Below are 25,337 nucleotides of genomic sequence, written 5' to 3' on the forward strand. Positions count from 1 at the left end.
TATATATGGGAAAGACGAAGGGCCACCGGATCGCCGGTGGCCCTTGCATGAACAGTGCTTCAGACCAGTTCGGACTTCAGCACTTTCTCGATCTGATCGAGAGGGTGGTTCGTCAGGGTCTTGGGAACCTCGCCCACGACCTTGTCCGACACCTCCTTGTGCAGCTGCTCTCGCAGCTCGGCCAGAACCTTGGGCGCGGCGACCAGCACGATGCGGTCGAACTGACCCTTGTGGGCACGCTCGTACAGCAGTTCCGCCAGGTGATCGGCGAAACGCTCCTTGGCCAGCTGGTGCCAGTCCGTATCCTCATAGGCCGAGCGCCCCGATCCCACGCTTTGATGCTGGCGGCCGGGGCGATTGGCGGATTGTTCGTAATCCGACGGATTGTCCTGCTTTTCGGAATCGAAGACGCGCAGGTCCAGCAGATCCTGATCGCCATGGTTCACCAGAAACAGCGCCTTTTCACCATCGGCCACCAGGACCCAGGTCTTGTTGGTCAGCTTCTCGACGGACATCAGCGGTTCTCCTCGCCCAGATTGGACGTGCCGGGCTTGTGTTCATCGGCCTTGCGGGGGCGGGTGGTGCCCGCGGGCTTCTCGCCCGCGCGCTTCATCTCGTCCTCGCTGCCGATGGCACGCGCCAGGCTGCCGCCTTCGCGCCCGCCATGTCCGGGCGTCTCGGGCGTGTCCTTGCCCAGGATCCGGTCGGTATCGCGGCTGCCGTCCTTCGACTGAATTCGCTCTGCCATGATGTCCTCCGCTTATGGTCTTGCAGGGGATCAACACGTCGCTTCGAATGACAGTTCCGTAGGCAATCAGGACAAGTAGTTGCGAGCGACCGCGATCGCCACCGCCTGGGTCCGCGTCTTGGCCCCCAGTTTGGCGCAGGCCTTCAGCGCCCGCTGCTTGACCGTCGATTCCGCGATACCCAGGTTTTCGGCAGTGTCCGATTGGCCAAGCCCGTCGCGGAAACAGCGCAGGACCTGCAGCTCTCCGTCGGTCAGCGCCGCCCGGTTCGTCACCAGATCGGTCCAGAGCTGGAACCGCGTCTGGGCAAGCGAGATCTCGTCATCGGTGAATTCGCGCTCGGGGTGCGACAGGGTCAGGAAGGACCGCTTGCCCGACACCTTGCGCGAGATCGCGACCCCGTAGTTCAGCCGATAGGCCCGCGCCGCATTCATCACGCCGCGCAGGTCGGGAATCCGCACCGCCGACCAGCGCGCCGCGCCGTCATGGGTCATCGTCCACATCGCGATCGGATCGCCGAAGAAGTAGTTGCGGTCCTCGTAGATGCGCCGCCACGCATCGGGATAGGCGTTGAACAGATGCTCGGGGCCCCGATAGGTCAGGTTGAAGCCCATGATCCAGCCCGTCGGCGCAAGCTCGTGCATGCGGGCGATCTCTTCGTCGAAATTCGGAATCAGGTCGTGGAGCATCTGGCCTCTCGCATGGTCGGGGCGATCATATGTCTTTTCGGACATACTGAAAAGGCAGCCTATTCGGTTTTCACGCGACATTCACGACTGGTGCTACCATCGTTCCCGGACCTTCCATCCAATCAAGGAGACATCGAATGGATACCGGAACCCGTGAACCCAAGCTGGCGACGGCCGAGTTCAGTCGAGACATGGTCGAGACCATGCTCACCTATTTCGACGCCTATGCCGAAGAAGGCGTGCTGAAGATCGAAGTGACGTCCTGGGGGCTGTGGCTGCCCAACAAGGTAACCGGCGGACGCCAGTTCCTGGGCCTGGCCAAGCTGCCCGATTGCATCAAGCAGTAAAGGAGGGAAAACCCATGCAAGACGCACCCATCACCGTCGAACTGATCTGCCTGCCCCGCGACATGCACCGTTTCGACCTGGTCACCAGCTTCTTCAAGCTGCGCAAGCAGATCTTCGTGGACCGCATGTCCTGGCCCCTGCACCATGCCGAGGGGATCGAGTTCGAGCAGTACGACACCTTCGACACGGTCTATGTCATCGCCCATCGCAACGGTCAGGCCGTGGGCGGGGCGCGGCTGAAACGGACCGATTGCAGCTTCGGCGGCGGTCGGGTCGTCTATTCCTACATGATCCGCGACGCGCATCTGGGACTGCTTCCGGGGATGCCCACCAATCTGTGCCACGAGGAACCGCCGGTCGATGCGCAGGCATGGGAACTGACGCGCTTTGCCGCGCTGCCGGTCCCGGGGTTGGCCGAACGCATCCTCGACGCATCGAACGACTATCTGCACGGGATCGGGGCCAGCGACTGCCTGTTCCTCGGGCCGCCGGCCTTCCTGCGGATGGCCAAGCGCCTTGGCTGGACGCCGCAGCCGCTCGGGGACCTGGTGTCGAACGACGACGGCAAGTTCCTCGCCTTCTCCTGTGCCGTCCGTCAGCCGATCGAACAGCAGATGGCGGCCTAGCAGTTCGCCGCCGTCCGCGAAGGGGCCTCGCCCACCGTCAGCCTGCCCGCGCCCAACCGCGCGCGCAGGCTGCGCGACGTTCGGTCGATCAGAACCGTCACCAGCGCCGTCGCGATCAGGATCACGACGGCGCGGTCCATGCGCAGTTCCGCGATGGCATCGTCCAGATAGAACCCGAGCGTGGCGATCCCCAGTATCCCCATGATCGCGGATTCGCGGATGATGATCTCCCACCGATACAGGCACAGCGCCACGAAGCTGCCGAACAGGCGGGGGGCGATTTCCCAGCCCCACAGCGTCAGGCCGCGTGGCGCATCGGCCCGCAGGGTCAGGCCCTGCGCCTGCCGTCCCAGAAGATGCGCGATGATCGCCCCGTTATGCAGCGCCAGCGCCAGGATGGCGGGCAGCATGGACGGACCCCAGATCTGCAGGAACAGGAAGGCCAGCATGTATTCGGGAAAGGACCGCAGCACGACAAGGATCAGGTTGCCGATCCACGCGCCGATACGGCCGGCCACGCGCGGGATGACCAGTGCCTGGCCCGCAAAGGCCACGATCCCGGTCAGGACCAGCGCGATCTGCGCGACGATCATCGTCGCGGCCAGCCCCGGCAGGATCGCGCCCGTCAGCATGTCCCACAGCCAGGGCCACAGGCCCGCGGGGACGCCCTGCCGCAGGGGTGCGGGCACGATGTCGCTGGTCAGGAACCGCCAGAACGCGCCCTGCCCCATCGGCGGCGCGTCGATCCGGGTCAGCAGCACCATCGCCGCCGCGATCCAGAAGATCAGCAGCCGGGGCCGCATCCACCACCTGACCGTGCCGATCAGCGCGATATAGATGATCATCACGGCACCCGCCGCACCGTAATGCCCCTGCCGGAAGAAGGTATCCAGCTGGAACCCAAGGGTCGGCAGGCCCACGAAGCCCAGCACCGCCGATGACCGCAGCCCGCATTCCAGACGATAGAGCGCGTAGCTGGCCATCTCGGCCCGCGCGAGGGGCACCCGCGCCCACAGGAACCGGCTGAGCGGATCGACCTTGGGCCCCAACCAGTCCGAGGGGCGGCGGTCGGCCTCGTCCAAAATCTCGGACATGACCTTGGCGAAGATCCCCGCATAGGGCAGCGCGATGGCCAGGACGCCCGTCCAGGCACCGATCCCCAGCACCTGCAGCAGCAGCAGCGCCCAGAACAGCTCGTGCACGGATCGCAGGGCGATCGCTGTCCAGCGCACGGGACGCATCCCGTAGAAGGGCGACATCAGCAGCCCGGTCACCCCGCCAAGCGCGACGCCCGCGATGGCAAAGCCCACGGTCAGCGCGACGGCCCAGAGGATCTGTTCGATCCCGCCGAAATCGGGCGACAGGAACCCCCGTGCCATGCGCGACAGCGCGGCCCAGGGGTCGTGACCCGCCACGGTCAGGTCGGCAAAGGGCAGCAGGATCGCGGCCAGCGCCGCGAAACCCGCCACCACCGACAGGCGCGAGATCCTAGCGGGCATAGAGTTCCTCGACCGTGGCGGCGTCCAGATCCGCGATGGGCGCGTCGATCAGGATGCGCCCGTGGCGCAGTCCGATCACGCGGGTCGCGAAGGCGTGCGCCAGACCCACATCGTGCAGCGCAAGGATCGCGGTGGGAAAGGCCGCGCGGATCTCCTGCGCCAACACCTCGGCCTGGATGGGATCCACGGCGGACATCGGCTCGTCGCCCAGGATGATCTCGCCCCCGCGAAAGATGGCGCGGGCCAGGCCCACCCGCTGCTGCTGACCGCCCGACAGCCCCTCGACCGCGCGATCGGCCTCGGGGGTCAGGCCGACGCGGGCCAGAACCGCCAGCGCGGCGTCGCGGTCGGCACGGCGCGGACGGATCAGCGTGGCAAGGTTGCGGATCGCCCCGTGATCGTCCAGCCGCCCCATCAGCACGTTGCGCAGCGCGCTCAGCTGCGGGACCAGCGCGGTATCCTGCGGCACCAGCGCCACGCGACGGTCGCCCATCGCGCGGTGAAGCGCCCCCAGCAGGGTCGATTTCCCAGATCCGCTGCGACCCAGCAGGGCCACGCGTTCGCCGGGGCGGACGGACAGGCGGACATCCGACAGCACCGGCGCGCCGCCATGACCGATATCCTGACCGTCCAGCTTCAGCATCAGTCCAGCAGCTCCAGCTGACGGGCCACGTCCTCGATCGGGGCATAGTCGTCATTGGTGGCCGGGATGAAGCCCGTGCGCGGGAAGGCCGCCAGCAGATCCTCGTCCTCCATCCCGATCAGCGCGGCCTGCACGCGATCGGCGAAACCTTCGCCCCAACGCGCATCGACATCGCCGCGGATCGTCCAGTTGTAGTCGGGATAGGGCGGCGTCTTCCAGATGATCTTGGCGGTCTCGATCTCGGGGGCGTTGTCGGCCACGGCCTGATCATAGACGGCGAAGTTCAGCGCGCCGACGTCCCACGCACCCGAGGCGACAAGCCGCAGGGTCTGGCTGTGATCGCCCGAGAAGCCGACGCGCCCGAAGAATTCCTCGGGCGCCTGGCCCGTCGCCTCGCGGATATGGTAATCCGGCATCAGCCGCCCCGAGGTCGAGGTCTTGGCGCCGAAGGTGAAGGACATGCCCTTCGCGGCTTCGGGGAATTCCTCGGATTCGGTCAGGCCGGTTTCGGTATTCGCGATGAAATAGGTGACGAATTCCGCATCCTCGGCCCCTTGGGCGATGGCGCGGGCATCCTCGACCAGCAGGCGGGCCTGCACGCCCGACAACCCGCCGAACCACGCCAGCTGCACCTGGTCGTTGCGGAAGGCCGTGACGGCCGCCGGATAGGATTTGACCGGCACGAACTGGACCGGAACGCCCAGTTCCCCGGTCAGGTATTCGGCCACGGCGTCGAAACGCTCGGCCAGGCGGGTCTCGTCCTCGTCGGGGATGGCCGAGAAATAGAGCGTGTCCTGCGCCTGGGCGGCACCGGCAAGCAGCATGAGAAGGGCAGTGATGCGGGCGATCATCCGGGGAACCTTTCGCTGAATGTCATGGCCCCCATTACCAACCACCGCCCCCGCCCGCTAGAGCGTCGCGCCGTTTTCCTCGACCACCGCCTCCATCGCGACATGGCTGGACGTTCCCAGCACGAATGGCAGGGTCGAGATGCGTTCGGCCATGATCTGGCGGTAATGGGCCATGTCGCGCGACCGGACCTTGATCAGGTAATCGAACCCCCCCGCGATCATGTAGCATTCCTCGACCTCGGGGATGGCACGCACCGCCTCGTTGAAGGCATCGAGCGCCTTCTGCCGCGTGTCGCTGACGCGCACCTCGACATAGGTGACATGGGTCAGGCCCAGCCGCACGGGCGACAGGATGGCGCGGTATCCGGTGATCAGGCCCGCATCCTCCAGCTGCTTGATGCGGATCGCGACGGGGGTCTTCGACAGCCCCACCTTGCGCGCCAGTTCCGTCACGGGGATGCGCGCATTGGCGGTCAGTTCCGTCAGGATGCGCCTGTTGATCGGGTCAAGGATGTCTGTCATGGCTGAAAAATGGCCCTTTTTCGGTCGGAACGACCATCGCATGGCGCATCATTGGTCACAATGCCCATCGGCGCCGGTGTATCCTGCTCCAAAGTTCAAGGATTGCGCCATGAGTTTCGATTCCGCCGCCAAGTTCCAGCCCGAAGCCCCCCTTCTGGCCCGCCTGATCGCCGAGGCCGATCTGGACGCGCCCATGCGCGCGCGCATCTCGGACCGCGCGGCCGACCTGGTCCGCGCCATCCGCGCGCAGTCGCGCCCCACCATGATGGAGGCGATGCTGGCCGAATACGGGCTGTCCACCGGCGAGGGGATCGCCCTGATGTGCCTGGCCGAGGCGATGCTGCGCGTCCCCGACCGCGCCACCATCGACGCGCTGATCGAGGACAAGATCGCGCCCTCCGACTGGGGCCGCCACCTGGGCGAAAGCTCGTCCAGCATGGTCAATGCCTCGACCTGGGCGCTGATGCTGACGGGCCGCGTCCTGGCCGAGGAAAGCCCCGGCCTTGCGGGCACGCTGCGCGGGGCGATCCGTCGCGTGGGCGAACCCGTCATCCGCACCGCCGTCACCCGCGTCATGCGCGAGATGGGCCGCCAGTTCGTGCTGGGCCAGACCATCGAGGACGCGCTGGACCGCGCCCGTGCCCAGCAGGCCAAGGGATACACCTACAGCTACGACATGCTGGGCGAGGCCGCGATGACCGCCGAGGATGCCGCCCGCTATGCCGCCGAATACCGCGCGGCCATCGCGGCCATCGCGAAATCCTGCGACAAGGGCTCGGTCGCGAAGAACCCCGGCATCTCGATCAAGCTGTCCGCGCTGCATCCCCGCTACGAGGTCGCGCAGGAGGCCCGCGTGATGGCGGAACTGGTCCCCGTGGTGCGCGACCTGGCCCGCCAGGCCCGCGCCGCGAACATGGGCCTGAACATCGACGCCGAGGAACAGGACCGGCTGGCCCTGTCGCTGAAGGTGATCGAGGCCGTGCTGCCCGATCCCGAACTGGCGGGCTGGGACGGTTTCGGCGTCGTGGTCCAGGCCTATGGCAAGCGCGCGGGCGCGGCCATCGACAGGCTCTATGCGCTGGCCCAGGCATCCGACCGACGCATCATGCTGCGCCTGGTCAAGGGCGCGTATTGGGATACCGAGATGAAGCGCGCCCAGGTCGAGGGGTTGCAGGACTTCCCGCTGTTCACCGCCAAGACCGCGACCGACGTGTCCTATGTCGCGCTGGCGCGCAAGCTTCTGGGCATGACCGACCGCATCTATCCGCAATTCGCGACGCATAACGCCCATTCGGTCGCCGCTGTGTTGGAAATGGCCGACGGCCAGCCCTTCGAGTTCCAGCGCCTGCACGGCATGGGCGAACGCCTGCACGACATCGTGCTGAAGAACGAGGGCACCGCCTGCCGCATCTATGCCCCCGTGGGCAAGCACCAGGACCTGCTGGCCTATCTGGTGCGCCGCCTGCTGGAGAACGGCGCGAATTCCAGCTTCGTGAACCAGATCGTCGACGAAGAGGTCACCCCCGAGGAGATCGCCCAGGATCCCTTCGACGCGCTGGAAACCGCGCAGGCGCCCGCATCGCTGGTCGCGCCCGACGCGATCTATGGCGAGGGGCGCGTGAACTCGATGGGGTTCGACCTGACCGCGGACGACGTACTGGCCCGGATCGATCAGGCCCGCCGCGTCGACTTTGCGGATGCCGGCCCGATCACCGTTTGCGAGGCCGGCGGCCCGCAGGTGCAGGTGCTGAACCCCGCGACCGGTGCGCGCGTCGCGATGGCCGGTCATGCCGATGCCGCGACCGTCGACGCGGCCATCGCAGCCGCCACGCCCTGGGATGCCGCGCCCGCCGAACGCGCCCGCATCCTGCGCCATGCCGCCGATCTCTACGAGGCCGATTTCGGGCCGATCTTCGCCCTGCTGGCCGCCGAGGCCGGCAAGACGTTGAACGACGCCGTGGCCGAGCTGCGCGAGGCGGTCGATTTCCTCCGCTACTATGCCGCGCAGGGCGAGGGGCGCACGGATGCCCCGCGCGGGCGCATCGCCGCGATCAGCCCCTGGAACTTTCCGCTGGCGATCTTCACCGGCCAGGTCACGGCCGCGCTGATGGCCGGGAACGCGGTGCTGGCCAAACCCGCCGAGCAGACGACCCTGATCGCCGCCCATGCCGTGCGCCTGCTGCACAAGGCGGGCGTCCCCGCGACCGCGCTGCAGCTGCTGCCGGGCGACGGTGGCGTGGCGGGCGCCGCCCTGACCGCCGATCCGCGCATCGACGGCGTGGTCTTTACCGGCGGCACCGACACCGCGCAGCTGATCGCGCGCAGCGTGGCCCGCAACATGGCCCCCGGCACGCCCATGGTCGCCGAAACAGGCGGCCTGAACGCCATGATCGTGGACAGCACCGCACTGCCGGAACAGGCCGTGCGCGACATCGTGGCCTCCAGCTTCCGCAGCGCGGGCCAGCGCTGTTCGGCGCTGCGCTGCCTTTACGTGCAGGAAGACGTGGCCCCGCACCTGATCCGCATGATCAAGGGCGCGATGGACGAACTGCGCCTGGGCGATCCATGGCACATCTCGACCGATGTGGGCCCGGTGATCGACGACGAGGCACGCCAGGGCATCGCGGATTACCTTGACGCCCATCGCGACCGCATCCTGCATTCGATCCCCGTGCCGCAGGGCGGGCATTTCATCGCGCCGACGCTGATCCGGGTGGACGGCATCCAGCAGATGGAGCGCGAGATCTTCGGCCCCGTCCTGCATGTCGCGACCTACAAGGCCCGCGATCTGGACCGCGTGATCGAGGCGATCAACGCGCGCGGCTATGGCCTGACCTTCGGCCTGCACACCCGCATCGACACCCGCGTGCAGGAGGTGACGGACGCGGTGCATGCGGGCAACCTCTATGTGAACCGCAACCAGGTCGGCGCGACGGTGGGCAGCCAGCCCTTCGGCGGCGAGGGGCTGTCGGGCACCGGTCCCAAGGCGGGGGGGCCGAGCTATCTGCCGCGCTTCTATGCCCCCGAACCCGGCCAGCCCGGCACCGCATGGGACCGCGCCGACGTCCCCGCGCGCGTCGCCCGCGCCCTGCGCGACGCCCCCGCAGGCGCCCCGCGCGACGAGACGCTGATGCCCGGCCCCACCGGCGAACTGAACCGCCTGGCATCCCTGCCCCGCGGTCCGGTGCTGTGCATCGGTCCGGGAACCGCTGCCGTCGCCGCGCAGATCGAAGCGGTCGCATCGCTTGGCGGCCAGCCGGTCGGGGCGCAGGGCAGCCTCGATCCGCAGGCCCTGCGCGACCTGCCCGATCTGGCGGCGGTGCTGTGGTGGGGCGACGAGGCCACGGGCCGCAGGATGGCGCAGGCGCTGGCTGACCGCGACGGCGCGCTGGTGCCCCTGATCACGGCCAGGCCCGACCGCGCGCATCTGCGCCACGAACGGCATCTGTGCGTGGACACGACCGCAGCGGGCGGGAATGCCACGCTGCTGGCGGGCTAGGACGGTTTCCGCTGTATTTCCCCCCATCCCGATCGGCATGGGGAAATGCGCGCAGGGGGGCGCGGCATCACGGCCCCCTGCGCGCCGGAATGCGACGGATGCTTGACCTGCGCCGCATTTCGTTCCACCCTGCCCGGACGTCAGGGGAGTCCCGCCAAGGGGACTGAGAGGCAGACGGGGGGAAACCCCGGTGACGCGACCCTTAGAACCTGAACCAGTTGATGCTGGCGTAGGAAGACCGAAGGGCAATTCCGCGAACCTCTGAAACAGGGTGCGGTCCTTTCGGGCCGCTGATGGCCCATGCGCGGGCCGGACCGGTCCGCTTTCTGCCAAGGCTTTCACACTGGCTTTCCGCGACGAGGAGACCCGGAATGAAAGACACGATCCCCGCAATCACCACCGGCCCGCTGCCGGCCTCGACCAAGATCCACATAAGGGGCAGCCTGCACGACATCCGCGTGCCGATGCGCCGGATCGACCTGTCCACCGGCGAGGCGCTGACCGTCTATGACAGCTCGGGGCCCTATACCGACCCCGACATCGCCATCGACATCGCGCGCGGCCTGCCATCCGTGCGCGGCGCATGGCAGCGCGATCGCGGCGATGTCGCCCCCTATGAAGGGCGTGCGGTCACGGATGCCGATAACGGCTTTGCCAAGGGGGCCCGGCTGGTCGCGCCTTTCCCGCAGGCCCGCCCGCCGCTGGCGGCCACGGGCGATCGCGCGATCACCCAGCTGGCCTATGCCCGCGCGGGTATCGTGACCCCGGAAATGGAATTCGCCGCCATCCGCGAGAACGAGGGCCGCATCGCCGGCCATACCCGCGACGGCGACCCGATGGGGGCCGCCCTGCCCGATCTGGTGACCCCGGAATTCGTCCGGGACGAGATCGCGGCCGGCCGCGCCATCATTCCTGCCAACATCAACCACCCCGAACTGGAACCCGTGGTCCTGGGGCGCAACTTCAAGGTCAAGATCAACGCCAATATCGGCAATTCCGCCGTCACCTCGTCGATGGAGGAAGAGGTCGAGAAGATGGTCTGGGCCATCCGTTGGGGGGCAGACACGGTCATGGACCTGTCCACCGGTCGAAACATCCACAACATCCGCGACTGGATCCTGCGCAACGCGCCCGTGCCCATCGGCACCGTCCCGCTGTACCAGGCGCTGGAAAAGGTCGGCGGCGTGGCCGAGGATCTGACCTGGGAGGTGTTCCGCGACACCCTGATCGAACAGGCCGAACAGGGGGTGGACTACTTCACCATCCATGCGGGCGTGCGGCTGCACATGATCCCCATGACCGTGGACCGCGTGACCGGCATCGTCAGCCGGGGCGGATCGATCATGGCCAAATGGTGCCTGCACCATCACCGCGAAAGCTTCCTCTACGAACATTTCGACGAGATCTGCGACATCTGCCGCCGCTACGATGTCAGCTTCAGCCTGGGCGACGGGCTGCGCCCCGGCTCCATCGCCGATGCCAACGACCAGGCGCAATTCGCCGAACTGCACACCCTGGGCGAGCTGACGAAGATCGCCTGGGCCAAGGATTGCCAGGTCATGATCGAGGGGCCGGGCCATGTGCCCATGCACAAGATCAAGGCCAACATGGACGAGCAGCTGAAGCATTGCCACGAGGCGCCCTTCTACACCCTCGGGCCGCTGACGACCGATATCGCGCCGGGCTACGACCACATCACCAGCGCCATCGGCGCGGCCATGATCGGTTGGTTCGGCACGGCGATGCTGTGCTATGTCACGCCCAAGGAACATCTGGGCCTGCCCGACCGCGACGACGTGAAGACCGGCGTCATCACCTACAAGATCGCGGCCCATGCGGCGGATCTGGCCAAGGGGCATCCGGGCGCGCAGCTTCGCGACGACGCGCTGTCCAGGGCCCGGTTCGAGTTCCGCTGGATCGACCAGTTCAACATCGGGCTCGACCCCGATACCGCGCGCGAGATGCATGACGAGACCATGCCCGCCGAGGCCCACAAGGTCGCCCATTTCTGTTCCATGTGCGGGCCGAAATTCTGTTCCATGCGGATCAGCCACGACATCCGCGCCGAGGCCGAGAAATCGCGCGGCATGGACGAGATGGCCGAGAAGTTCCGCGAGGGCGGCAAGCTGTATCTGCCCGTCGAAGGGTGACGCCCGTATCCCCCGTGACAGTCATGTCGCGGGGGATACACCCGGCATCGCGCGCCGGAGAGGTTGCATCCTGCCCGATCAGGTATCGCGCAAGGTCGAAGCGGTAGCCAAGTATCGCGCAAGGTCGAAGCAGTAGCATGACTGCCTTTTCCTTGCCGGTCGGTCGCCAGATGCTTCATCGACGACCCATGCCGGGCATCGCGTTCTTCCATCACGGTTGATCAGCCCTGACGCGAACCGCGCGTCTTGCGGCATGGGCGATTACGTCATGCGCCGGGCTGCAGGCGGGCGCGGTCGGCAAAGCGCCGGAAACCGTCGTTCCATCCGCGGATCTGCTGCGGCACCTGACGATGGTACATGCCCAGTTTTCCGGCGTGCGCATCGGCAGCGGCATCCATCTGACGGCGAACCAGAACCCGAGCGTCGGCGGCAGCAAGACCGCGACCCTGCAAAATGGCCTCGACGGGAAGGCGCCCGGCCATTTGGCCACGGAAATCGACATCACCATGCCCGAGGATATAGATGCCTGGAACGATTGCGATGGCAGTTTTAGCTTCGTGCAGGCGGGCTACGACATATCGATGATGGTCGAGGACTGCGGTGCGGCTGTGCCGACGCCGATCGGACCGCTATTTGACGGCCTATGCGGCCTTAGGGACAATCCCCGGCACCGAGGTCGCCGAGGGCATGCGCGGAGGGTAGCGCATGGGTCGAACATACGACCCCGGATGGCGACCGGGGAATACCTGATCGACACCGCATTCGCATTCCCGGACACGATCGCCGTGTCGGCCAATACCGGCGCGCAGTATCATAACCTTGCCGCCGCGATCGCGTCGCCCGAGGGCGATTCCGCCCGCTCTGCCGACGACTTGGCGCGGAATGTGCCCATGGCCGGGCAATCGGCCGGGTCGTCCCAGACCATGGTGATCGGCACCTTCTTTCATGAAGTAATCTGGGGCGGCGTGAGCGACGACCTTCTGATGAGCGGGGGTGATAACGACGACATCGTCCTGGATATCACGGGCGCCACCTGCCACCACATCATGCTGCCCCACCCCGAGATCGTCCGCGCCAATGGCGCCGAGGCCGAGACCTTCTATGTCGGCGCGCAGGACATAGCCTCGCTCAACAACGCGCAGTCGGCCACGACCCCGCCCATCCTGCACTAACCGAACGTTGCCCCGATAACGGGTGCGCGCAGGCTGTCCTTAGGACCGGATGGGCGCCAGCCGCCCCCCGACACAGTAAGAACGCCCGCCGGTCGGCATGATGAACTGACCCCCTGCCCTGTCATCATGGCGCGGCTGCCATTAGATGATCCCCGAAGCACATTTCGGCCAAGGATCACCAGGATGACCCGGATCACCCTTCTGGACGGCGGCATGAGCCGCGAACTTCAGCGTCAGGGCGCAACGCTGCGCCAGCCCGAATGGTCGGCCCTGGCGCTCATGAACGAACCGGACACGGTGCGCGCGGCGCATGCGGCCTTCATCGCGGCGGGCGCGCGCGTCATCATCGCCAACAGCTATGCGGTGGTGCCCTTCCATCTTGGGGATGCGCGGTTTCGGGATCAGGGCGCGGCGCTGGCTGACCTTGCCGGACGCCTTGCACGCGAAGCTGCGGATGAGCGTCCGGGCGTCAGGGTCGCGGGCGCCCTGCCCCCGGCCTGCGGATCCTACATCCCCCACAAGTTCGACCCCGAGGCCGCATCCGGCATTCTGGCGGTGCTGGTGCGGGGGATGGAGCCCCATGTCGATCTGTGGATCGCCGAGACGATGAGCAGCATCGAAGAGGCCACCGTCACGGCCGCGGCGGTGCGTGGCTCGGCCCGGCCGCTCTGGATCTCCTACACGCTGCGCGACGACGCGCGCGCCCGGCAGTCGGACATGCCAGTCCTGCGTTCGGGCGAAAGGGTCGCCGATGCCGTCCGCGCGGCCATCGATGCGGGCGCCGAGGCCGTTCTCTTCAACTGCTCCCAGCCCGAGGTAATGGAGGCCGCGACCCGCATCGCCGCCGAGGTGATCGGGGACCGCGCCATCCCCGTCGGCGTCTATGCCAATGCCTTCGACGATCGCCATGACGAGGATGGCGCAAACGCGGTGCTTGCAGGAACGCGGGCGGATCTCGACCCCGAGGGATATGGCCTTTGGGCGGAACGCTGGATCGACGCGGGGGCGACCCTGATCGGCGGTTGCTGCGGCATCAATGCGCCGCATATCAAGCGATTGGACGACCATCTGCGCCAACGGCACGATCTGGACGGCGATTGATCCAGGGACGACAAGGAAAATGGCGGGGAATTCCCGCCATTTTCGTTTATCATCAATTACTTAACTGACTTCCCCGCGGGGAAGGTCACTCGATCTGGTCCAGCATGGAGGCCACCGCAGCCTCCAGCTTGCGCCGATCCACGGTCGAGAAGTCCCGCGGCAGCCGGATTTCCAGGCGCCCATTCGCGGCGACGCATTTGGCCTGCCCCTGCGGCCTGCGCAGCTGGAAGGTGGTCTTGGCCTTGCCCGCGGGCAGCTTCTCTGCGGCAGGCTTGGACGCCTTGCCGCCCGAGGGCGCTGACGCCCCCTGCCCGGCATAGCGGCGCAGCACCTCCAGCTCGTCGGTGATCGACCGCGTATCCCAGTTCTTGAACTCGGCCTTGATCGCGGCTGCGGTGCCGGGCACCTCGTCCAGCCGCTGTGCCAGCGACAGACCAAGCGCGCGCGGCACTTCCTGGGCATACATCAGCGTCTCGCCCAGCTTCTCGACCAGCGGGATGAAGTTCCGGATATAGCTGCGCTTCTGATAGCCGGCCGACTTGAACAGGATGGCGACCGCCTTCTCGGGGTCGTTCTCGGGGGTCATCGGGTCCATGGCGTAATGCAGGGCCAGCTGCGCCATTTCGGCAAAGGAAATGTCCTTGCGCACAAGGTTCTCGTCCACCATCCGGCGATAAAGATCGTCGAGCGCCTCGCCCTTGGCCGAGATGCCGGCAGGAATGCGGCCCCATTTCTCCGCGTCGCCGGTCTCTTCCAGCAGCCTGCGGAAGGCCGACAGCCGACGCCAGCCCTGGATCAGTTCGTAACGCCCCTCGCCCACCGGCTCGACCCGGATCGGGTTCGACAGGCCGATGTCGCGGATCGAACCGACAAGCTCCTCCAGCTCGAAATCGGCCACGGGGCGGCGGTCGCGGATCAGCTTCTTCGTCTCGATCGCATCAAGCGGGATCATGTCGGTGATCAGCCCTGCCCGCTTCAGCCTGACATGTTCCTGCGCCAGGGCATCGTTCTCGGCCCGGATCTGGGCCTCCAGCTTGGCGCGGTCGCGGCTGCTTTCGGCAGTCTCGACGATGGCTGCGGCCATCGGACCGCGACGGCTTTCCTTTTCCTCCTTCCCCGCGGGGAAGGTCTCCTCGTCATCGACGGGAATGTCGATGTCGAACATGCGGCGCTTGCGGCTCATGCGGCATCCTCCAGCTTGTCCCATGCGGTCAGGACGTGACCGCGAAATTCCTCGTAGGCCTGATCGAAGGTGGCCCGCGCCCGACGCCAGGTCCCGCGCGTCATCTCGCGATAGTCGATCTCGTAGATCGAGGACAGGAACCGTCCCGACTGCTCGACTGCGCGGGTCAGTTCGATCGGATGTTCGGCCATGCGATCGCCGAAGACCTGGGTGAAGGCGTGCAGCATCGCCTGGTGCAGCTCGTTCGAGGGTTCGTAGCGCGTCATCAGGAAGCGCACATCGGTGAACTGCTTGGGCAGCGTGATCTTCCCCGTGGGGAAGGATTCGAAACCATGCGACAGATCCTCGAGCGCCTCGGAGAGCTGGCCGATGAAGCTGGTGGTGGAATCGTATTCCCAGTAGCCCGGACCCGAGGGGATATAGAGCATGTCCGCTGCAAAGACCGCGTTCATCGACTGATAGCCGATCGCGGGCGGGCAATCGAAGAGGATCAGGTCGTAGGCGTCATCCGGCAGCCCGTCGAGAAAGCGCGACACCGCCCCAAAGAACGTCCATTCCGGGTTCAGGTGCCTGTACTGGGCGCTTGCGAATTCGACGAAGGCGGCATTGGCGCAGCTGGGAACGATGTCGATGGTCGGCCAGGCGGTGGACTTGATGAAATCCGCCGGGCGCAACGAACCGAGGCCCATGTCGCGGATCGAGGAGGGCAGCTTGCGTTGGGGCAGGGCGGTCCCGCTCTCGGCGCCCTGCGCGGCGGCGTTCATGCGGTCGGTCTCTCGTTCCAGATCGCGCGCCATGATCCCCCAGACGGTGTGATCCTCACCCACATCCGACAGCCCCATGCTGTGCGATAGCGTGGCCTGCGGGTCGAAATCGACGACCAGGACCCGGTAGCCGTCTAGGGCGGCCGCATGGGCGAAATGCAGCGCCACGGTCGACTTGCCCGCGCCGCCCTTGAAGTTGGCGATGGCCGCGCGGAAGGCGCGCTTGCCTTCGGGCCGCGGCGGCATGAGCGACTTGCGATTGATCCTGATCCTGCGGCGCAGCTCGTTGACCTCGTCCAGGCTGAACCAACGCTGGCGGCCATCCTCCTCGACTTCCCCGAGGGGAAGGTTCGGGTCGGCGGCAAGCTTGCCCCGGAATGTGGACTGGTTGATGCGGAAGATCAGCTCGGACACTTCCCAGCTGGAGAACCGTCGCAGCGTCTTCTCGTTCGACGGGCTGAATGTCTGCCTGCGGATCCAGCCCTGCATCTTGAGTGATTGTGCCTGCAGCTTGGCGAGGTCTTCGTGCGTATACATGGTTTGCCTGTATTTGTAGGACGCAGATTATTTACCGTCTCGCTTTTACGCGGGATTTGCCTTTTTGGCAAAAGGGAAGTTTAGTGTATCAGGCGGAAAGCAGGATCTGCCCAAGCCTCAAGCTGTGCTGGTCGAATCGCCCGAATACCGATGAGCCCGGTCATTGCCCCCGAAAGAGGGACAGGGATCCGCCTGAAACCGATGATTGGGGGACATCAACCGCTTATAAGGTGACATGCTGAATGTCCCCCTATACCAGTTAATACCTATTCTTCATTCTTGATTGGCCATCTGAAGCAACGTTCGCTCACGCTCCCTTGACAGAATCGGCAAACAGGACGCTAATGCCTGCATTGAGGCGAAAGACGTTTGAGGGACGCCAAGATCCCCAGGTCTTCGAAGACAGTGCCGGGCAGACCGGCGGCAGGAGCGGTGATGCAGGTGATCAGGCCCGTCGGCCGGGAATCGGCGGCGAAGAAATATGATATCCTGTCGGCATTGACGGCGCATGGTCTTTCGCGGGACCAGCATCGGCAGCGGTTGGTGCTGCGGCTGATCGCGCTGATCACGACCCGGTACAACTGGCAGCGCGACGAGCTGACGATGGGCCAGAAGGAGATCGCGCGTCTGTGGTGCGTCGACGAACGCACCGTCAAGCGCGACATGGCCAAGCTGCGGGATCTTGGCTGGGTCACGGTCAAGCGGCAGGGTGCGCGGGGCAGGGTGTCCGTGCTGGGGTTGGACCTGGAACGCATCCTGCTGGATACGCGGCCTGCCTGGGACAATATCGGCACCGATTACGTCCAGCGCATGTCGGATCAGACGCAGATCCCCGAACCATCCGCCAATGTCGTTCCGTTCCGAAGGGATGTGCCCGCGCCGGAAGGGCAGGGGGAATGGCCCCGGATCTTTGCCCTTCTGGCCGCCGAGGATCGGGCGCTTGCCGATATCTGGCTGTCGCCCCTGACCGAGATCGGGCGCGACGATGCGGGACGGCTGGTGATGGCCGCGCCTTCGCGATTCCATGCCAGTTACCTGCGGACGCATCTGTCGGTCAGGTTGCAGACGGCGGCCCGGCGGGTCGATCCCAGTCTTGCGGGCATCGTGATCGAGGTCGCGCAGGGCTAATGTTCAACGGTTTTGACAAGTGTTGAACACGGGCGTATTCAACAGTTCAAACGATTGTTGAACATGATGCTGAAACCCCATTCCTCCATCGCTCATGCGGCCTACCACGATCTTTTGCGTTCCCTGCGCGAAGAGGCCGTGGCCGATCTGCGCGGCACGCCGACCCTCGTGACGCGGAACGGGCGCGGATACTGGTATGACAGCTTTCGCGTAGGGGCCGAGGTCCGCAAGCGTTACCTGGGCGAGGACGATCCGCGCATGACCGCCCGGATGGAGGCCGCACGGCAGGCGCGCGAACCGGCCGAGGCGCGGCGCCGCGCACGGGCGCGGCTGGTGCGGCTGCTGCGGGCCGAGAGGTTCCTGGGGCTCGACCCGACGACCGGCAGCCTGATGGCCGCCCTGGCCGGGGCAGGGGTGTTCCGCCTGGGCGGGACGGTGGTGGGCACCCATGCCTTCCGCCTCTACGAGGGCGAGCTGAACCTCGCCCTCTCGTTGGAGCAGACTGCCCAGACCGACGATATCGACATTGCCAGCTTCGAGCGCCTGTCGCTTGCGCTGGAGGATGCGGCCGCGCCGCCGGTGCAGGACGTGCTGCGCGATTTCGATTTCGCGCCGGTGCCCAGCCTGGAACCGGGCCGCACATGGCGCTGGCGACAGACGCAGGGGCAGGCGCTGGTCGAATTCCTGACCCCCGCCTTCGGCGAGGAGGGGCTGCGCGATCTGCCCGCCCTGGGCGTCCAGGCCCAGGCGCTGCGTCACCTGAACTGGCTGATCGCGGAACCGATCCCCGCGGCGATCCCCTATCGCAGCGGCGTGCTGGTCCAGATCCCGCGCCCCGAGCGTTTCGCCATCCACAAGCTGATCGTGGCCGAACGGCGCCAAGGGCAGTCCCGGCTGAAGGCCGCCAAGGACCGCGCGCAGGCCGAATGGCTGATCGAGGCGCTGGCGCGCGACCGTCCCGACGACCTTCTGGACGCGTTGGAGGATGGCCGCGACCAGGGACCGCGCTGGCGCGAGCGGATCGAGGCCAGCCTGCAGCGGATGCCTGATACGGCCGCGCTGTTGCGATCGCTCTAGGCGATGACGACCTCGGTCCCCCAATCGGCGCAGGACCGGGTCAGTTCGCGGGGCAGGGGGCGGTCGGTGAAGACGCTGTCCAGCGCCGAGAGCGAGGCGATGCGCGCAGGCGCGCTGCGCGACAGCTTGGAATGATCCGCCACGAGGAAGCTGCGCCGCGACTGGCGCAGGACCGTCTGGCTGACGCCGACCTCCTGGATGTCGAAATCCAGCATGTCGCCGTCGCGGTCCAGCGCGGAACAGCCGATCACCGCCAGATCGAACTTGAACTGACGGATCGTGTCGGCGGCCAGGTTGCCGACCAGACCGCCATCGGCGCGCCGCAGGCTGCCCCCCGTGACCACGACCTGGCAATCGGGGTTCTGGGCCAGGATGTTGGCGACATTGATGTTGTTCGTCACCACCAGCAGGTTGCGATGGTTCAGCAATTCGCGGGCCACGGCCTCGGTGCTGGTCCCGATATTGAGAAACAGCGAGATGTTCTCGGGGACCTCGGCGGCGCAGGCGCGCGCGATCGCGGTCTTGGCGGCCTCGTGCAGCGAACGGCGTTCCTCGTAGCCGATATTGGCCACCCCCGAAGGCAGGATCGCGCCGCCATGGACACGTTCGAGGCGGCCCGCCTCGGCCATGTCGGTCAGGTCGCGGCGGATCGTCTGCAGGGTGACGCCGAAATGCTGGGCAAGCCCCTCGACGGTGACCTTGCCGTCGCGGCGGGCGATCTCGAGGATCTCGGGCTGGCGGAAGGTTTGCGACATGATGCGTCCCCGTGGCTGTCCCGAATCTGTGCCATGCGGGGCAGGGGCTGGCAAGATGTTCGGTTTTGCGCGGTTTCGCGCATGGCGGCGATGGGGACGGGGTTTATGCATGGTTAAAACGGGTCATGGTTGCTGTCCTGCCACGCGCAAGCCACTGCAGGGTATGGTTTTTCACCAAGCGAACAGGAAGGAACGATGCCGGGTTTCCTTTTTGCGCGAAATGGGTCAGTCTTGTGACCGATCCAGAGACAAGAGGTGGCCCATGTCCGCGCCAGACGACCTGTTCATCATCGGAGGCGGCATCAACGGATGCGGCATTGCCCGCGACGCGGCGGGGCGCGGCCTCAGCGTGACGCTGGCCGAGATGGGCGATCTTGCGCAGGCGACGTCCTCGGCATCGACCAAGCTGTTCCATGGCGGGCTGCGATACCTGGAATATTTCGAGTTCCGCCTGGTCCGCGAGGCGCTGATCGAACGCGAGACCCTGCTGCGCGCGATGCCCCATATCAGCTGGCCCATGCGCTTCGTGCTGCCCTTCCATCCCGACATGCGGTTCGAGAACGACACGCCCACCTCGAAGCTGATGGGCATGGTGATGCCCTGGATGAAGGGCCGGCGCCCGTCCTGGCTGATCCGGCTGGGGTTGTTCATGTACGACAATCTGGGCGGTCGGAAGATCCTGCCCGGAACGCGGACCCTGTCGCTGGACGGCACGCCGGAAGGTGCGCCGCTGCAGGAGCGTTTCCACCACGCCTATGAATACAGCGACTGCTGGATCGAGGATGCGCGGCTGGTCGTCCTGAACGCCCGCGACGCCGAGGCCCGCGGCGCGCGCATCATGACCCGCACCCGCGTCACCGGCGCCGAGCAGCGCGACGGGTTGTGGCATGTCACGGTCGAGGGCGCGGACGGCACGACCCGCACCCATGTCGCGAAGATGCTGGTCAATGCGGGCGGCCCTTGGGTCGGCGACATCATCCAGGGCAAGCTGCGGCTGAATTCGAACGAAGGTGTCCGGCTGGTGCGCGGGTCGCATATCGTGACGAAGCGCCTTTTTGATCACGACAAGTGCTATTTCTTCCAGGGGACCGATGGGCGGATCATCTTCGCCATCCCCTACGAGACCGACTTCACCCTGATCGGCACGACCGACAAGGAACATACGGACGCGGGGCAGAAGCCCGAATGCACGCCCGAGGAACGCGATTATCTGCTGAACTTCGCGAACCAGTATTTCCGCCAGGACCTGACGGCCGAGGACGTGGTCTGGACCTATAGCGGGGTGCGCCCCCTGTATGACGATGGCGCCAAAAGCGCGACGGCGGCCACGCGCGATTACGTGCTGACCGTGGATCAGAGCGCGGGCGCGCCGGTGCTGAACGTTTTCGGCGGCAAGATCACCACCTATCGCCGGCTTGCGGAATCCGCGCTGGAAAAGATCGGCAAGCACCTGAGCCTGTCCAAGGGCGAATGGACGGCGGGCGTCGCGCTGCCCGGCGGCGATTTCCCGGTGGACGGGGTCGAGTCGCTGATCGCGGATCTGCGCGCGGCCCATCCCTTCCTGTCGGATCGGTGGGCACGCCGCCTGATCCGGGCATATGGCACCGAGGCCGCGCAGATCACCGGCTCGGCCAAGGATGCGGGTGATATGGGCGTTTCCTTCGGTGCGGACTTGACCGAGGCCGAGGTGATCTGGCTGATGGATCGTGAATACGCCGCCCGCGCCGAGGACGTGGTCTGGCGTCGCAGCAAGCTGGGCCTGCGCGTGGAGGATGCGCAGATCGCGGCCCTGGACGAATGGATGCTGGCCCGCGCGGGCCGTACGGAGGGGGCTGCCTGAGGCCACACCTCCATCCCTGGGGAGGGGGATGGGCAAGATGACACTGGAACTGCGAGGCGCGGCCAAATCGGTCGAGGGGCAGGTGCATATCCACCCCACCGATCTGCGGCTGGAAAAGGGCACGATGAACGTGCTGCTGGGGCCGACCCTGTCGGGCAAGACGTCGCTGATGCGGCTGATGGCGGGGCTGGATCGTCCGACCGAGGGCCGCGTCTTCTGGGAAGGGCGCGACGTCACCGGGATGCGCGTGCAGGACCGCAAGGTCGCGATGGTCTACCAGCAGTTCGTGAATTACCCGGCGATGACGGTCTTCGACAACATCGCATCACCCCTGCGCCTGATGGGCGTGCCCCGCCCCGAGATCGAGCGCCGCGTCCACGAGGCGGCCGGGATGATGCGCCTGACGCCCCTGCTGGATCGCAAGCCGTTGGAACTGTCGGGCGGGCAGCAGCAGCGCTGCGCCCTTGCGCGCGCGCTGGTCAAGGATGCCGGCCTCGTGCTGCTGGACGAGCCGCTGGCGAATCTCGACTACAAGCTGCGCGAGGAATTGCGGGTCGAGATCCCGCGCATCTTCGAGGCCTCGGGCGCGATCTTCGTCTATGCCACGACCGAACCCGAAGAGGCGCTGCTGCTGGGCGGCAATACCGTGACCCTGTGGGAGGGCCGCGTGACGCAGTTCGGACCGACCGCGCAGGTCTATCGCCGCCCGGTGGATGCGACCACGGCGCGGGTCTTCTCGGACCCGCCGATGAACTTCATCGACCTTGTGGTGACGGGCGGGCAGGCGAGGGCCGACGGGGTCCCGCTGCGGGGCGCTCCGTTCGAGGGGCTGGCCGATGGCAGCTATCGCGCGGGGTTCCGGCCCAACCACCTGATGATCGCCGATCCGGGCGCGGACGCGCTGAGATTCGAGGGCAGGCTGGGCGTGACCGAGCTGACCGGATCCGAGACCTTCATCCATCTGGACCGGGGGCGGGAACGGTGGGTCGGACTGGTCCACGGCGTCCATGACCTGCCCATCGGGCAGATCATGCCGGTCTGGCTGATGCCGCGCCATGTCTATGTCTTCGCGGCGGACGGGGCGCTGGTCACGCCCGCCGCCTATGCCGATGCGGCCTGAGGGGGAAACATGGCACAGATCACGCTGGACAACCTTGCCCATTCCTATCTGCCCGATCCGAAATCCTCGGACGATTACGCCCTGAAGGAACTGAACCACGTCTGGGAGGACGGCGCCGCCTATGCGCTGCTGGGCAGTTCGGGCTGCGGGAAATCGACGCTGCTGAACATCATCTCGGGGCTGCTGCGTCCGTCGCAGGGGCGCATCCTGTTCGAGGGGCAGGATGTCACCGATGCACCCACGGCGGAGCGCAACATCGCGCAGGTGTTCCAGTTCCCCGTCGTCTACGACACGATGACGGTCCGCGACAACCTGGCCTTTCCCCTGCGCAACCGGGGCCGCCCCGAATCCTACGTGGCCGAGCGCGTGGCCGAGATCGCGGCGATGATCGGGATGGAGCATATGCTGGACCGCAAGGCGCGCGGCCTGACGGCGGATGCCAAGCAGAAGATCAGCCTGGGGCGCGGCATGGTCCGCAAGGACGTGAACGCGCTGCTGTTCGACGAGCCGCTGACCGTGATCGACCCGCACATGAAATGGGAGCTGCGCACGCAGCTGAAGAAGCTGCATCACGATTTCGGCCATACGATGATCTATGTCACCCATGACCAGACCGAGGCGCTGACCTTTGCCAACAAGGTGGTGGTGATGTATGATGGCCGCGTCGTGCAGATCGGCACCCCCGAGGAGCTGTTCGAGCGGCCCGAGCATACCTTCGTGGGATATTTCATCGGATCACCCGGCATGAACCTGCTGCCCGCCGAGGTCGCGGGGTCCGAGGCGCGCATTCCGGGCGGCACCGTGCCCCTGGCCGCGAATTACGGATCGCCCCGGGGTCGCCTGCAGCTGGGCATCCGCCCCGAGCATCTGCGGCTGAGCGCGACGGAAGGCCTGCCCGTCACCATCCGCCGGATCGAGGATGTGGGCCGCCACCGCATCCTGCGCGCCGATCTGGCTGGGCACGATCTGAACATCATCGCGCCCGAGGATCAGCCCGTGGCCGAGGGCGCGAACCGGGTCGTCGTCGATCCCGCCAGGATCGGCATCTATGCCGACGACTGGCGCGTGACCGCCGCCTGAGGCGCGAAAGGGGAGGGGGGAGAGACATGGACAAACCCGTCAATCACAAGGCCTGGTTCCTTGTCCTGCCGGTGCTGGTTCTGGTGGCGTTCTCGGCGGTGATCCCGCTGATGACGGTCGTGAACTACTCGGTGCAGGACACGTTCGGCAACAACGTCTTCTTCTGGAACGGCCTCGGCTGGTTCCAGGATCTTCTGGCATCCGAGCGGATGTGGAACGCGCTGGTGCGCCAGCTGATCTTTTCTGGCGTGATCATCGCGATCGAGATCCCCCTGGGCATCTTCGTGGCGCTGAACATGCCCAAGCGGGGCGTCTGGGCCAGCGTCGTGCTGGTCCTGATGTCGCTGCCGCTGCTGATCCCGTGGAACGTGGTCGGGACGATCTGGCAGATCTTCGGGCGCGTCGATATCGGCCTGCTGGGCTACGGGCTGGACGCCTTGGGCATCGACTACAACTATACCCAGAACCCGATCCATGCCTGGATCACGGTGGTGGTCATGGATGTCTGGCACTGGACCTCGCTGGTGGCGCTGCTGGCCTATGCGGGGCTGCAATCCATCCCCGACGCCTATTATCAGGCGGCCAAGATCGACCAGGCCAGCCGCTGGAAGGTGTTCCGCTTCATCGAACTGCCGAAGATGGCGGGCGTGCTGATGATCGCCGTGCTGCTGCGCTTCATGGACAGCTTCATGATCTATACCGAGCCCTTCGTGCTGACGGGCGGCGGTCCGGGCAATGCCACCACCTTCCTGTCGATCGACCTGGTCAAGATGGCGCTCGGGCAGTTCGACCTGGGACCGGCGGCGGCCTTTTCGTTGATGTATTTCCTGGTCATCCTGCTGATCTCGTGGGTGTTCTACACGGTGATGACCAATCTGGACAAAAGGGGGGGCTGAGCCATGGCGACGCGAAGCGCACGCGGCAGTGCGGTGGTGATGACCCTCTATCTGCTGTTCCTGATGCTGCCGATCTACTGGCTGCTGAACATGAGCATGAAGACCAATACCGAGATCACGGGCACCTTCAGCCTGTGGCCGCGGGATCTGACGCTGCAGAACTATGTCACGATCCTGACCGATCCCAGCTGGTACATGGGTTACGTGAACAGCCTGGCTTATGTGGCGATGAACACGGTCATCTCGGTGGGCGTGGCGCTGCCTGCGGCCTATGCGTTCAGCCGCTACCGGTTCATGGGCGACAAGCACCTGTTCTTCTGGCTGCTGACGAACCGGATGGCGCCGCCCGCCGTCTTCGCGCTGCCGTTCTTCCAGCTCTATTCCTCGGTCGGGCTGTTCGACACGCATATCGCGGTCGCGCTGGCGCATTGCCTGTTCAATGTGCCGCTGGCCGTCTGGATCCTGGAGGGCTTCATGCGTGGCGTCCCCAAGGAGATCGACGAGACCGCCTATATCGACGGCTACGGCTTCGGGCGTTTCTTCGTGCGGATCTTCATGCCGCTGATCTCGTCCGGCATCGGGGTTGCCGCCTTCTTCTGCTTCATGTTCAGCTGGGTCGAGCTGCTCTTGTCGCGCACGCTGACCTCGGTCGCGGCGAAACCGATCGCGGCGACGATGACCCGGACGCAAGGGGCGTCGGGGGTCGATTGGGGGGTGCTGGCGGCGGCGGGCATCCTGACCATCGTGCCGGGTGCCCTGGTCATCTGGTTCGTGCGAAACTACATCGCCAAGGGCTTTGCCCTGGGCCGCGTGTAAGGGGGGGAACGCGCATGTCCTGGATGGCCTGGACCCTGCCGACGGGGATCTTCTTCGGCACCATCGCCTGCCTGCTGGTGATCTTTTCGGTCCTTGCGGTCCGTTACCCCGAAACGCCGCGCACCGGCGTTCTGGGGATCGAGACCACGCGGGGCGATCGCCTGTTCATCACGCTTCTGGGCTCGGCCTTCATCAACCTGGCGTGGCTGGGGTTGACGGGGATGCCGCAGCCCTGGGCGTTGCTGGTCTGCCTGATCTGGGCCGCCGCCGTCTTCCGGTGGGTCTGATCGGGAACG

Annotated in this window: 24 protein-coding genes and 1 riboswitch; of the genes, 14 read left to right on the forward strand and 10 right to left on the reverse strand. The window is 66.2% G+C overall.

The genetic code is table 11. The features are described from left to right. Window positions 1–59: 59 nt before the first annotated feature. The 3 genes from KO490_RS08775 to KO490_RS08785 all read right to left on the reverse strand — a co-directional run bounded on the left by KO490_RS08775 (window position 60) and on the right by KO490_RS08785 (window position 1,435). Window positions 60–515 carry a host attachment family protein gene (locus KO490_RS08775; RefSeq protein ID WP_216019036.1) on the reverse strand — a complete coding sequence of 152 codons (456 nt, stop codon included), beginning with the start codon at window positions 513–515 and terminating at the stop codon, window positions 60–62. Next, a complete protein-coding gene (locus KO490_RS08780; RefSeq protein ID WP_216019037.1) occupies window positions 515–748 on the reverse strand; it encodes a hypothetical protein in 234 nt (77 codons plus the stop codon). The genes KO490_RS08775 and KO490_RS08780 overlap by 1 nt, the downstream gene beginning before the upstream one ends. Window positions 749–814: 66 nt before the next feature. Then, entirely contained in the window at window positions 815–1,435 is a 621-nt protein-coding gene (locus tag KO490_RS08785; RefSeq protein WP_216019038.1) for a LuxR family transcriptional regulator, read from the reverse strand. Between the two features lie 137 nt (window positions 1,436–1,572). Here KO490_RS08785 and KO490_RS08790 point away from each other — a divergent pair, with 137 nt between their 5' ends. Both KO490_RS08790 and KO490_RS08795 read left to right on the forward strand, forming a co-directional pair. Further along, on the forward strand, window positions 1,573–1,782 hold the full coding sequence (locus tag KO490_RS08790) for a hypothetical protein (RefSeq protein ID WP_216019039.1): 210 nt from the start codon (window positions 1,573–1,575) through the stop codon (window positions 1,780–1,782). Window positions 1,783–1,796: 14 nt separating this feature from the next. Continuing rightward, window positions 1,797–2,408, forward strand: coding sequence for an acyl-homoserine-lactone synthase (locus KO490_RS08795; RefSeq protein ID WP_216019040.1), 612 nt, complete (start codon window positions 1,797–1,799; stop codon window positions 2,406–2,408). Here the strand turns inward: KO490_RS08795 and KO490_RS08800 are convergent. The 4 genes from KO490_RS08800 to KO490_RS08815 are packed head-to-tail and all read right to left on the reverse strand — an operon-like array spanning window position 2,405 to window position 5,923. After that, window positions 2,405–3,907, reverse strand: coding sequence for an ABC transporter permease (locus KO490_RS08800; protein WP_216019041.1), 1,503 nt, complete (start codon window positions 3,905–3,907; stop codon window positions 2,405–2,407). The genes KO490_RS08795 and KO490_RS08800 overlap by 4 nt on opposite strands. Further along, on the reverse strand, window positions 3,897–4,550 hold the full coding sequence (locus KO490_RS08805; protein ID WP_216019042.1) for an ATP-binding cassette domain-containing protein: 654 nt from the start codon (window positions 4,548–4,550) through the stop codon (window positions 3,897–3,899). Before KO490_RS08805 ends, KO490_RS08800 begins: the two co-directional genes overlap by 11 nt. Further along, window positions 4,550–5,401 (reverse strand): putative selenate ABC transporter substrate-binding protein, encoded by an 852-nt coding sequence (locus KO490_RS08810; RefSeq protein WP_216019043.1) that lies wholly within the window; start codon window positions 5,399–5,401, stop codon window positions 4,550–4,552. The genes KO490_RS08805 and KO490_RS08810 overlap by 1 nt, the downstream gene beginning before the upstream one ends. A 57-nt stretch (window positions 5,402–5,458) precedes the next feature. Further along, on the reverse strand, window positions 5,459–5,923 hold the full coding sequence (locus KO490_RS08815) for an Lrp/AsnC family transcriptional regulator (protein ID WP_216019044.1): 465 nt from the start codon (window positions 5,921–5,923) through the stop codon (window positions 5,459–5,461). Between the two features lie 109 nt (window positions 5,924–6,032). Between KO490_RS08815 and putA the strand changes: the two genes are divergently transcribed. From putA to KO490_RS08835, 4 genes are all read left to right on the forward strand, one after another. Beyond that, complete coding sequence (putA, locus tag KO490_RS08820) at window positions 6,033–9,422, forward strand: bifunctional proline dehydrogenase/L-glutamate gamma-semialdehyde dehydrogenase PutA (protein ID WP_216019045.1); 3,390 nt, start codon at window positions 6,033–6,035, stop codon at window positions 9,420–9,422. Between the two features lie 132 nt (window positions 9,423–9,554). After that, window positions 9,555–9,675, forward strand: a riboswitch (TPP riboswitch). Window positions 9,676–9,793: 118 nt separating this feature from the next. Beyond that, entirely contained in the window at window positions 9,794–11,572 is a 1,779-nt protein-coding gene (gene thiC / locus KO490_RS08825; protein WP_216019046.1) for a phosphomethylpyrimidine synthase ThiC, read from the forward strand. Between the two features lie 350 nt (window positions 11,573–11,922). Then, on the forward strand, window positions 11,923–12,744 hold the full coding sequence (locus tag KO490_RS08830; protein ID WP_216019047.1) for a Hint domain-containing protein: 822 nt from the start codon (window positions 11,923–11,925) through the stop codon (window positions 12,742–12,744). Window positions 12,745–12,927: 183 nt separating this feature from the next. Next, window positions 12,928–13,845, forward strand: coding sequence for a homocysteine S-methyltransferase family protein (locus tag KO490_RS08835; protein WP_216019048.1), 918 nt, complete (start codon window positions 12,928–12,930; stop codon window positions 13,843–13,845). A gap of 85 nt (window positions 13,846–13,930) precedes the next feature. On the opposite strand, the gene KO490_RS08840 is transcribed toward KO490_RS08835, so the two are convergent. Both KO490_RS08840 and KO490_RS08845 read right to left on the reverse strand, forming a co-directional pair. Then, window positions 13,931–15,028: a ParB N-terminal domain-containing protein gene (locus tag KO490_RS08840; RefSeq protein ID WP_216019049.1), complete on the reverse strand. Its 1,098-nt coding sequence runs from the start codon at window positions 15,026–15,028 to the stop codon at window positions 13,931–13,933. After that, complete coding sequence (locus KO490_RS08845; RefSeq protein ID WP_216019050.1) at window positions 15,025–16,329, reverse strand: AAA family ATPase; 1,305 nt, start codon at window positions 16,327–16,329, stop codon at window positions 15,025–15,027. The genes KO490_RS08840 and KO490_RS08845 overlap by 4 nt, the downstream gene beginning before the upstream one ends. 435 nt (window positions 16,330–16,764) lie before the next feature. On the opposite strand from KO490_RS08845, the gene KO490_RS08850 reads away from it, so the two are divergent. Beyond that, window positions 16,765–17,457 (forward strand): hypothetical protein, encoded by a 693-nt coding sequence (locus KO490_RS08850; protein WP_216019051.1) that lies wholly within the window; start codon window positions 16,765–16,767, stop codon window positions 17,455–17,457. Window positions 17,458–17,520: 63 nt separating this feature from the next. Further along, window positions 17,521–18,534, forward strand: a complete 1,014-nt coding sequence (locus KO490_RS08855; protein WP_216019052.1) for a GSU2403 family nucleotidyltransferase fold protein — start codon at window positions 17,521–17,523, stop codon at window positions 18,532–18,534. On the opposite strand, the gene KO490_RS08860 is transcribed toward KO490_RS08855, so the two are convergent. Further along, window positions 18,531–19,289: a DeoR/GlpR family DNA-binding transcription regulator gene (locus KO490_RS08860; protein ID WP_216019053.1), complete on the reverse strand. Its 759-nt coding sequence runs from the start codon at window positions 19,287–19,289 to the stop codon at window positions 18,531–18,533. The genes KO490_RS08855 and KO490_RS08860 overlap by 4 nt on opposite strands. Before the next feature lie 262 nt (window positions 19,290–19,551). On the opposite strand from KO490_RS08860, the gene glpD reads away from it, so the two are divergent. The 6 genes from glpD to KO490_RS08890 are packed head-to-tail and all read left to right on the forward strand — an operon-like array spanning window position 19,552 to window position 25,328. Beyond that, on the forward strand, window positions 19,552–21,129 hold the full coding sequence (gene glpD, locus KO490_RS08865) for a glycerol-3-phosphate dehydrogenase (RefSeq protein WP_216019054.1): 1,578 nt from the start codon (window positions 19,552–19,554) through the stop codon (window positions 21,127–21,129). A gap of 37 nt (window positions 21,130–21,166) precedes the next feature. Further along, window positions 21,167–22,249, forward strand: a complete 1,083-nt coding sequence (locus KO490_RS08870; protein WP_216019055.1) for an ABC transporter ATP-binding protein — start codon at window positions 21,167–21,169, stop codon at window positions 22,247–22,249. 9 nt (window positions 22,250–22,258) lie between these two features. Next, window positions 22,259–23,329 carry an ABC transporter ATP-binding protein gene (locus KO490_RS08875; protein ID WP_216019056.1) on the forward strand — a complete coding sequence of 357 codons (1,071 nt, stop codon included), beginning with the start codon at window positions 22,259–22,261 and terminating at the stop codon, window positions 23,327–23,329. A 26-nt stretch (window positions 23,330–23,355) separates the two neighbouring features. Next, window positions 23,356–24,225, forward strand: a complete 870-nt coding sequence (locus tag KO490_RS08880) for a carbohydrate ABC transporter permease (protein WP_216019057.1) — start codon at window positions 23,356–23,358, stop codon at window positions 24,223–24,225. A 3-nt stretch (window positions 24,226–24,228) separates the two neighbouring features. Continuing rightward, on the forward strand, window positions 24,229–25,041 hold the full coding sequence (locus tag KO490_RS08885; protein ID WP_216019058.1) for a carbohydrate ABC transporter permease: 813 nt from the start codon (window positions 24,229–24,231) through the stop codon (window positions 25,039–25,041). Window positions 25,042–25,055: 14 nt separating this feature from the next. Beyond that, window positions 25,056–25,328, forward strand: coding sequence for a DUF2160 domain-containing protein (locus KO490_RS08890; protein ID WP_216019059.1), 273 nt, complete (start codon window positions 25,056–25,058; stop codon window positions 25,326–25,328). Window positions 25,329–25,337: the final 9 nt, after the last annotated feature.

The sequence above is a fragment of the Paracoccus sp. C2R09 genome (genome assembly GCF_018860625.1).
In the GTDB taxonomy this organism is placed as follows: Bacteria; Pseudomonadota; Alphaproteobacteria; order Rhodobacterales; family Rhodobacteraceae; genus Paracoccus.

What these genes read in the sequence shown, in the direction of transcription:
- KO490_RS08880 (WP_216019057.1), top strand. Translation starts at nt 23,356, where the DNA reads ATGGACAAACCCGTCAATCACAAGGCCTGGTTCCTTGTCCTGCCGGTG.
- KO490_RS08810 (WP_216019043.1), bottom strand. Translation starts at nt 5,401, where the DNA reads ATGATCGCCCGCATCACTGCCCTTCTCATGCTGCTTGCCGGTGCCGCC.
- KO490_RS08850 (WP_216019051.1), top strand. Translation starts at nt 16,765, where the DNA reads ATGCAGGTGATCAGGCCCGTCGGCCGGGAATCGGCGGCGAAGAAATAT.
- KO490_RS08845 (WP_216019050.1), bottom strand. Translation starts at nt 16,329, where the DNA reads ATGTATACGCACGAAGACCTCGCCAAGCTGCAGGCACAATCACTCAAG.
- KO490_RS08805 (WP_216019042.1), bottom strand. Translation starts at nt 4,550, where the DNA reads ATGCTGAAGCTGGACGGTCAGGATATCGGTCATGGCGGCGCGCCGGTG.
- KO490_RS08885 (WP_216019058.1), top strand. Translation starts at nt 24,229, where the DNA reads ATGGCGACGCGAAGCGCACGCGGCAGTGCGGTGGTGATGACCCTCTAT.
- thiC (WP_216019046.1), top strand. Translation starts at nt 9,794, where the DNA reads ATGAAAGACACGATCCCCGCAATCACCACCGGCCCGCTGCCGGCCTCG.
- KO490_RS08795 (WP_216019040.1), top strand. Translation starts at nt 1,797, where the DNA reads ATGCAAGACGCACCCATCACCGTCGAACTGATCTGCCTGCCCCGCGAC.
- KO490_RS08800 (WP_216019041.1), bottom strand. Translation starts at nt 3,907, where the DNA reads ATGCCCGCTAGGATCTCGCGCCTGTCGGTGGTGGCGGGTTTCGCGGCG.
- KO490_RS08830 (WP_216019047.1), top strand. Translation starts at nt 11,923, where the DNA reads ATGGTACATGCCCAGTTTTCCGGCGTGCGCATCGGCAGCGGCATCCAT.
- KO490_RS08775 (WP_216019036.1), bottom strand. Translation starts at nt 515, where the DNA reads ATGTCCGTCGAGAAGCTGACCAACAAGACCTGGGTCCTGGTGGCCGAT.
- KO490_RS08785 (WP_216019038.1), bottom strand. Translation starts at nt 1,435, where the DNA reads ATGCTCCACGACCTGATTCCGAATTTCGACGAAGAGATCGCCCGCATG.
- putA (WP_216019045.1), top strand. Translation starts at nt 6,033, where the DNA reads ATGAGTTTCGATTCCGCCGCCAAGTTCCAGCCCGAAGCCCCCCTTCTG.
- KO490_RS08835 (WP_216019048.1), top strand. Translation starts at nt 12,928, where the DNA reads ATGACCCGGATCACCCTTCTGGACGGCGGCATGAGCCGCGAACTTCAG.
- KO490_RS08780 (WP_216019037.1), bottom strand. Translation starts at nt 748, where the DNA reads ATGGCAGAGCGAATTCAGTCGAAGGACGGCAGCCGCGATACCGACCGG.
- KO490_RS08890 (WP_216019059.1), top strand. Translation starts at nt 25,056, where the DNA reads ATGTCCTGGATGGCCTGGACCCTGCCGACGGGGATCTTCTTCGGCACC.
- KO490_RS08855 (WP_216019052.1), top strand. Translation starts at nt 17,521, where the DNA reads ATGATGCTGAAACCCCATTCCTCCATCGCTCATGCGGCCTACCACGAT.
- glpD (WP_216019054.1), top strand. Translation starts at nt 19,552, where the DNA reads ATGTCCGCGCCAGACGACCTGTTCATCATCGGAGGCGGCATCAACGGA.
- KO490_RS08870 (WP_216019055.1), top strand. Translation starts at nt 21,167, where the DNA reads ATGACACTGGAACTGCGAGGCGCGGCCAAATCGGTCGAGGGGCAGGTG.
- KO490_RS08815 (WP_216019044.1), bottom strand. Translation starts at nt 5,923, where the DNA reads ATGACAGACATCCTTGACCCGATCAACAGGCGCATCCTGACGGAACTG.
- KO490_RS08875 (WP_216019056.1), top strand. Translation starts at nt 22,259, where the DNA reads ATGGCACAGATCACGCTGGACAACCTTGCCCATTCCTATCTGCCCGAT.
- KO490_RS08790 (WP_216019039.1), top strand. Translation starts at nt 1,573, where the DNA reads ATGGATACCGGAACCCGTGAACCCAAGCTGGCGACGGCCGAGTTCAGT.
- KO490_RS08840 (WP_216019049.1), bottom strand. Translation starts at nt 15,028, where the DNA reads ATGAGCCGCAAGCGCCGCATGTTCGACATCGACATTCCCGTCGATGAC.
- KO490_RS08860 (WP_216019053.1), bottom strand. Translation starts at nt 19,289, where the DNA reads ATGTCGCAAACCTTCCGCCAGCCCGAGATCCTCGAGATCGCCCGCCGC.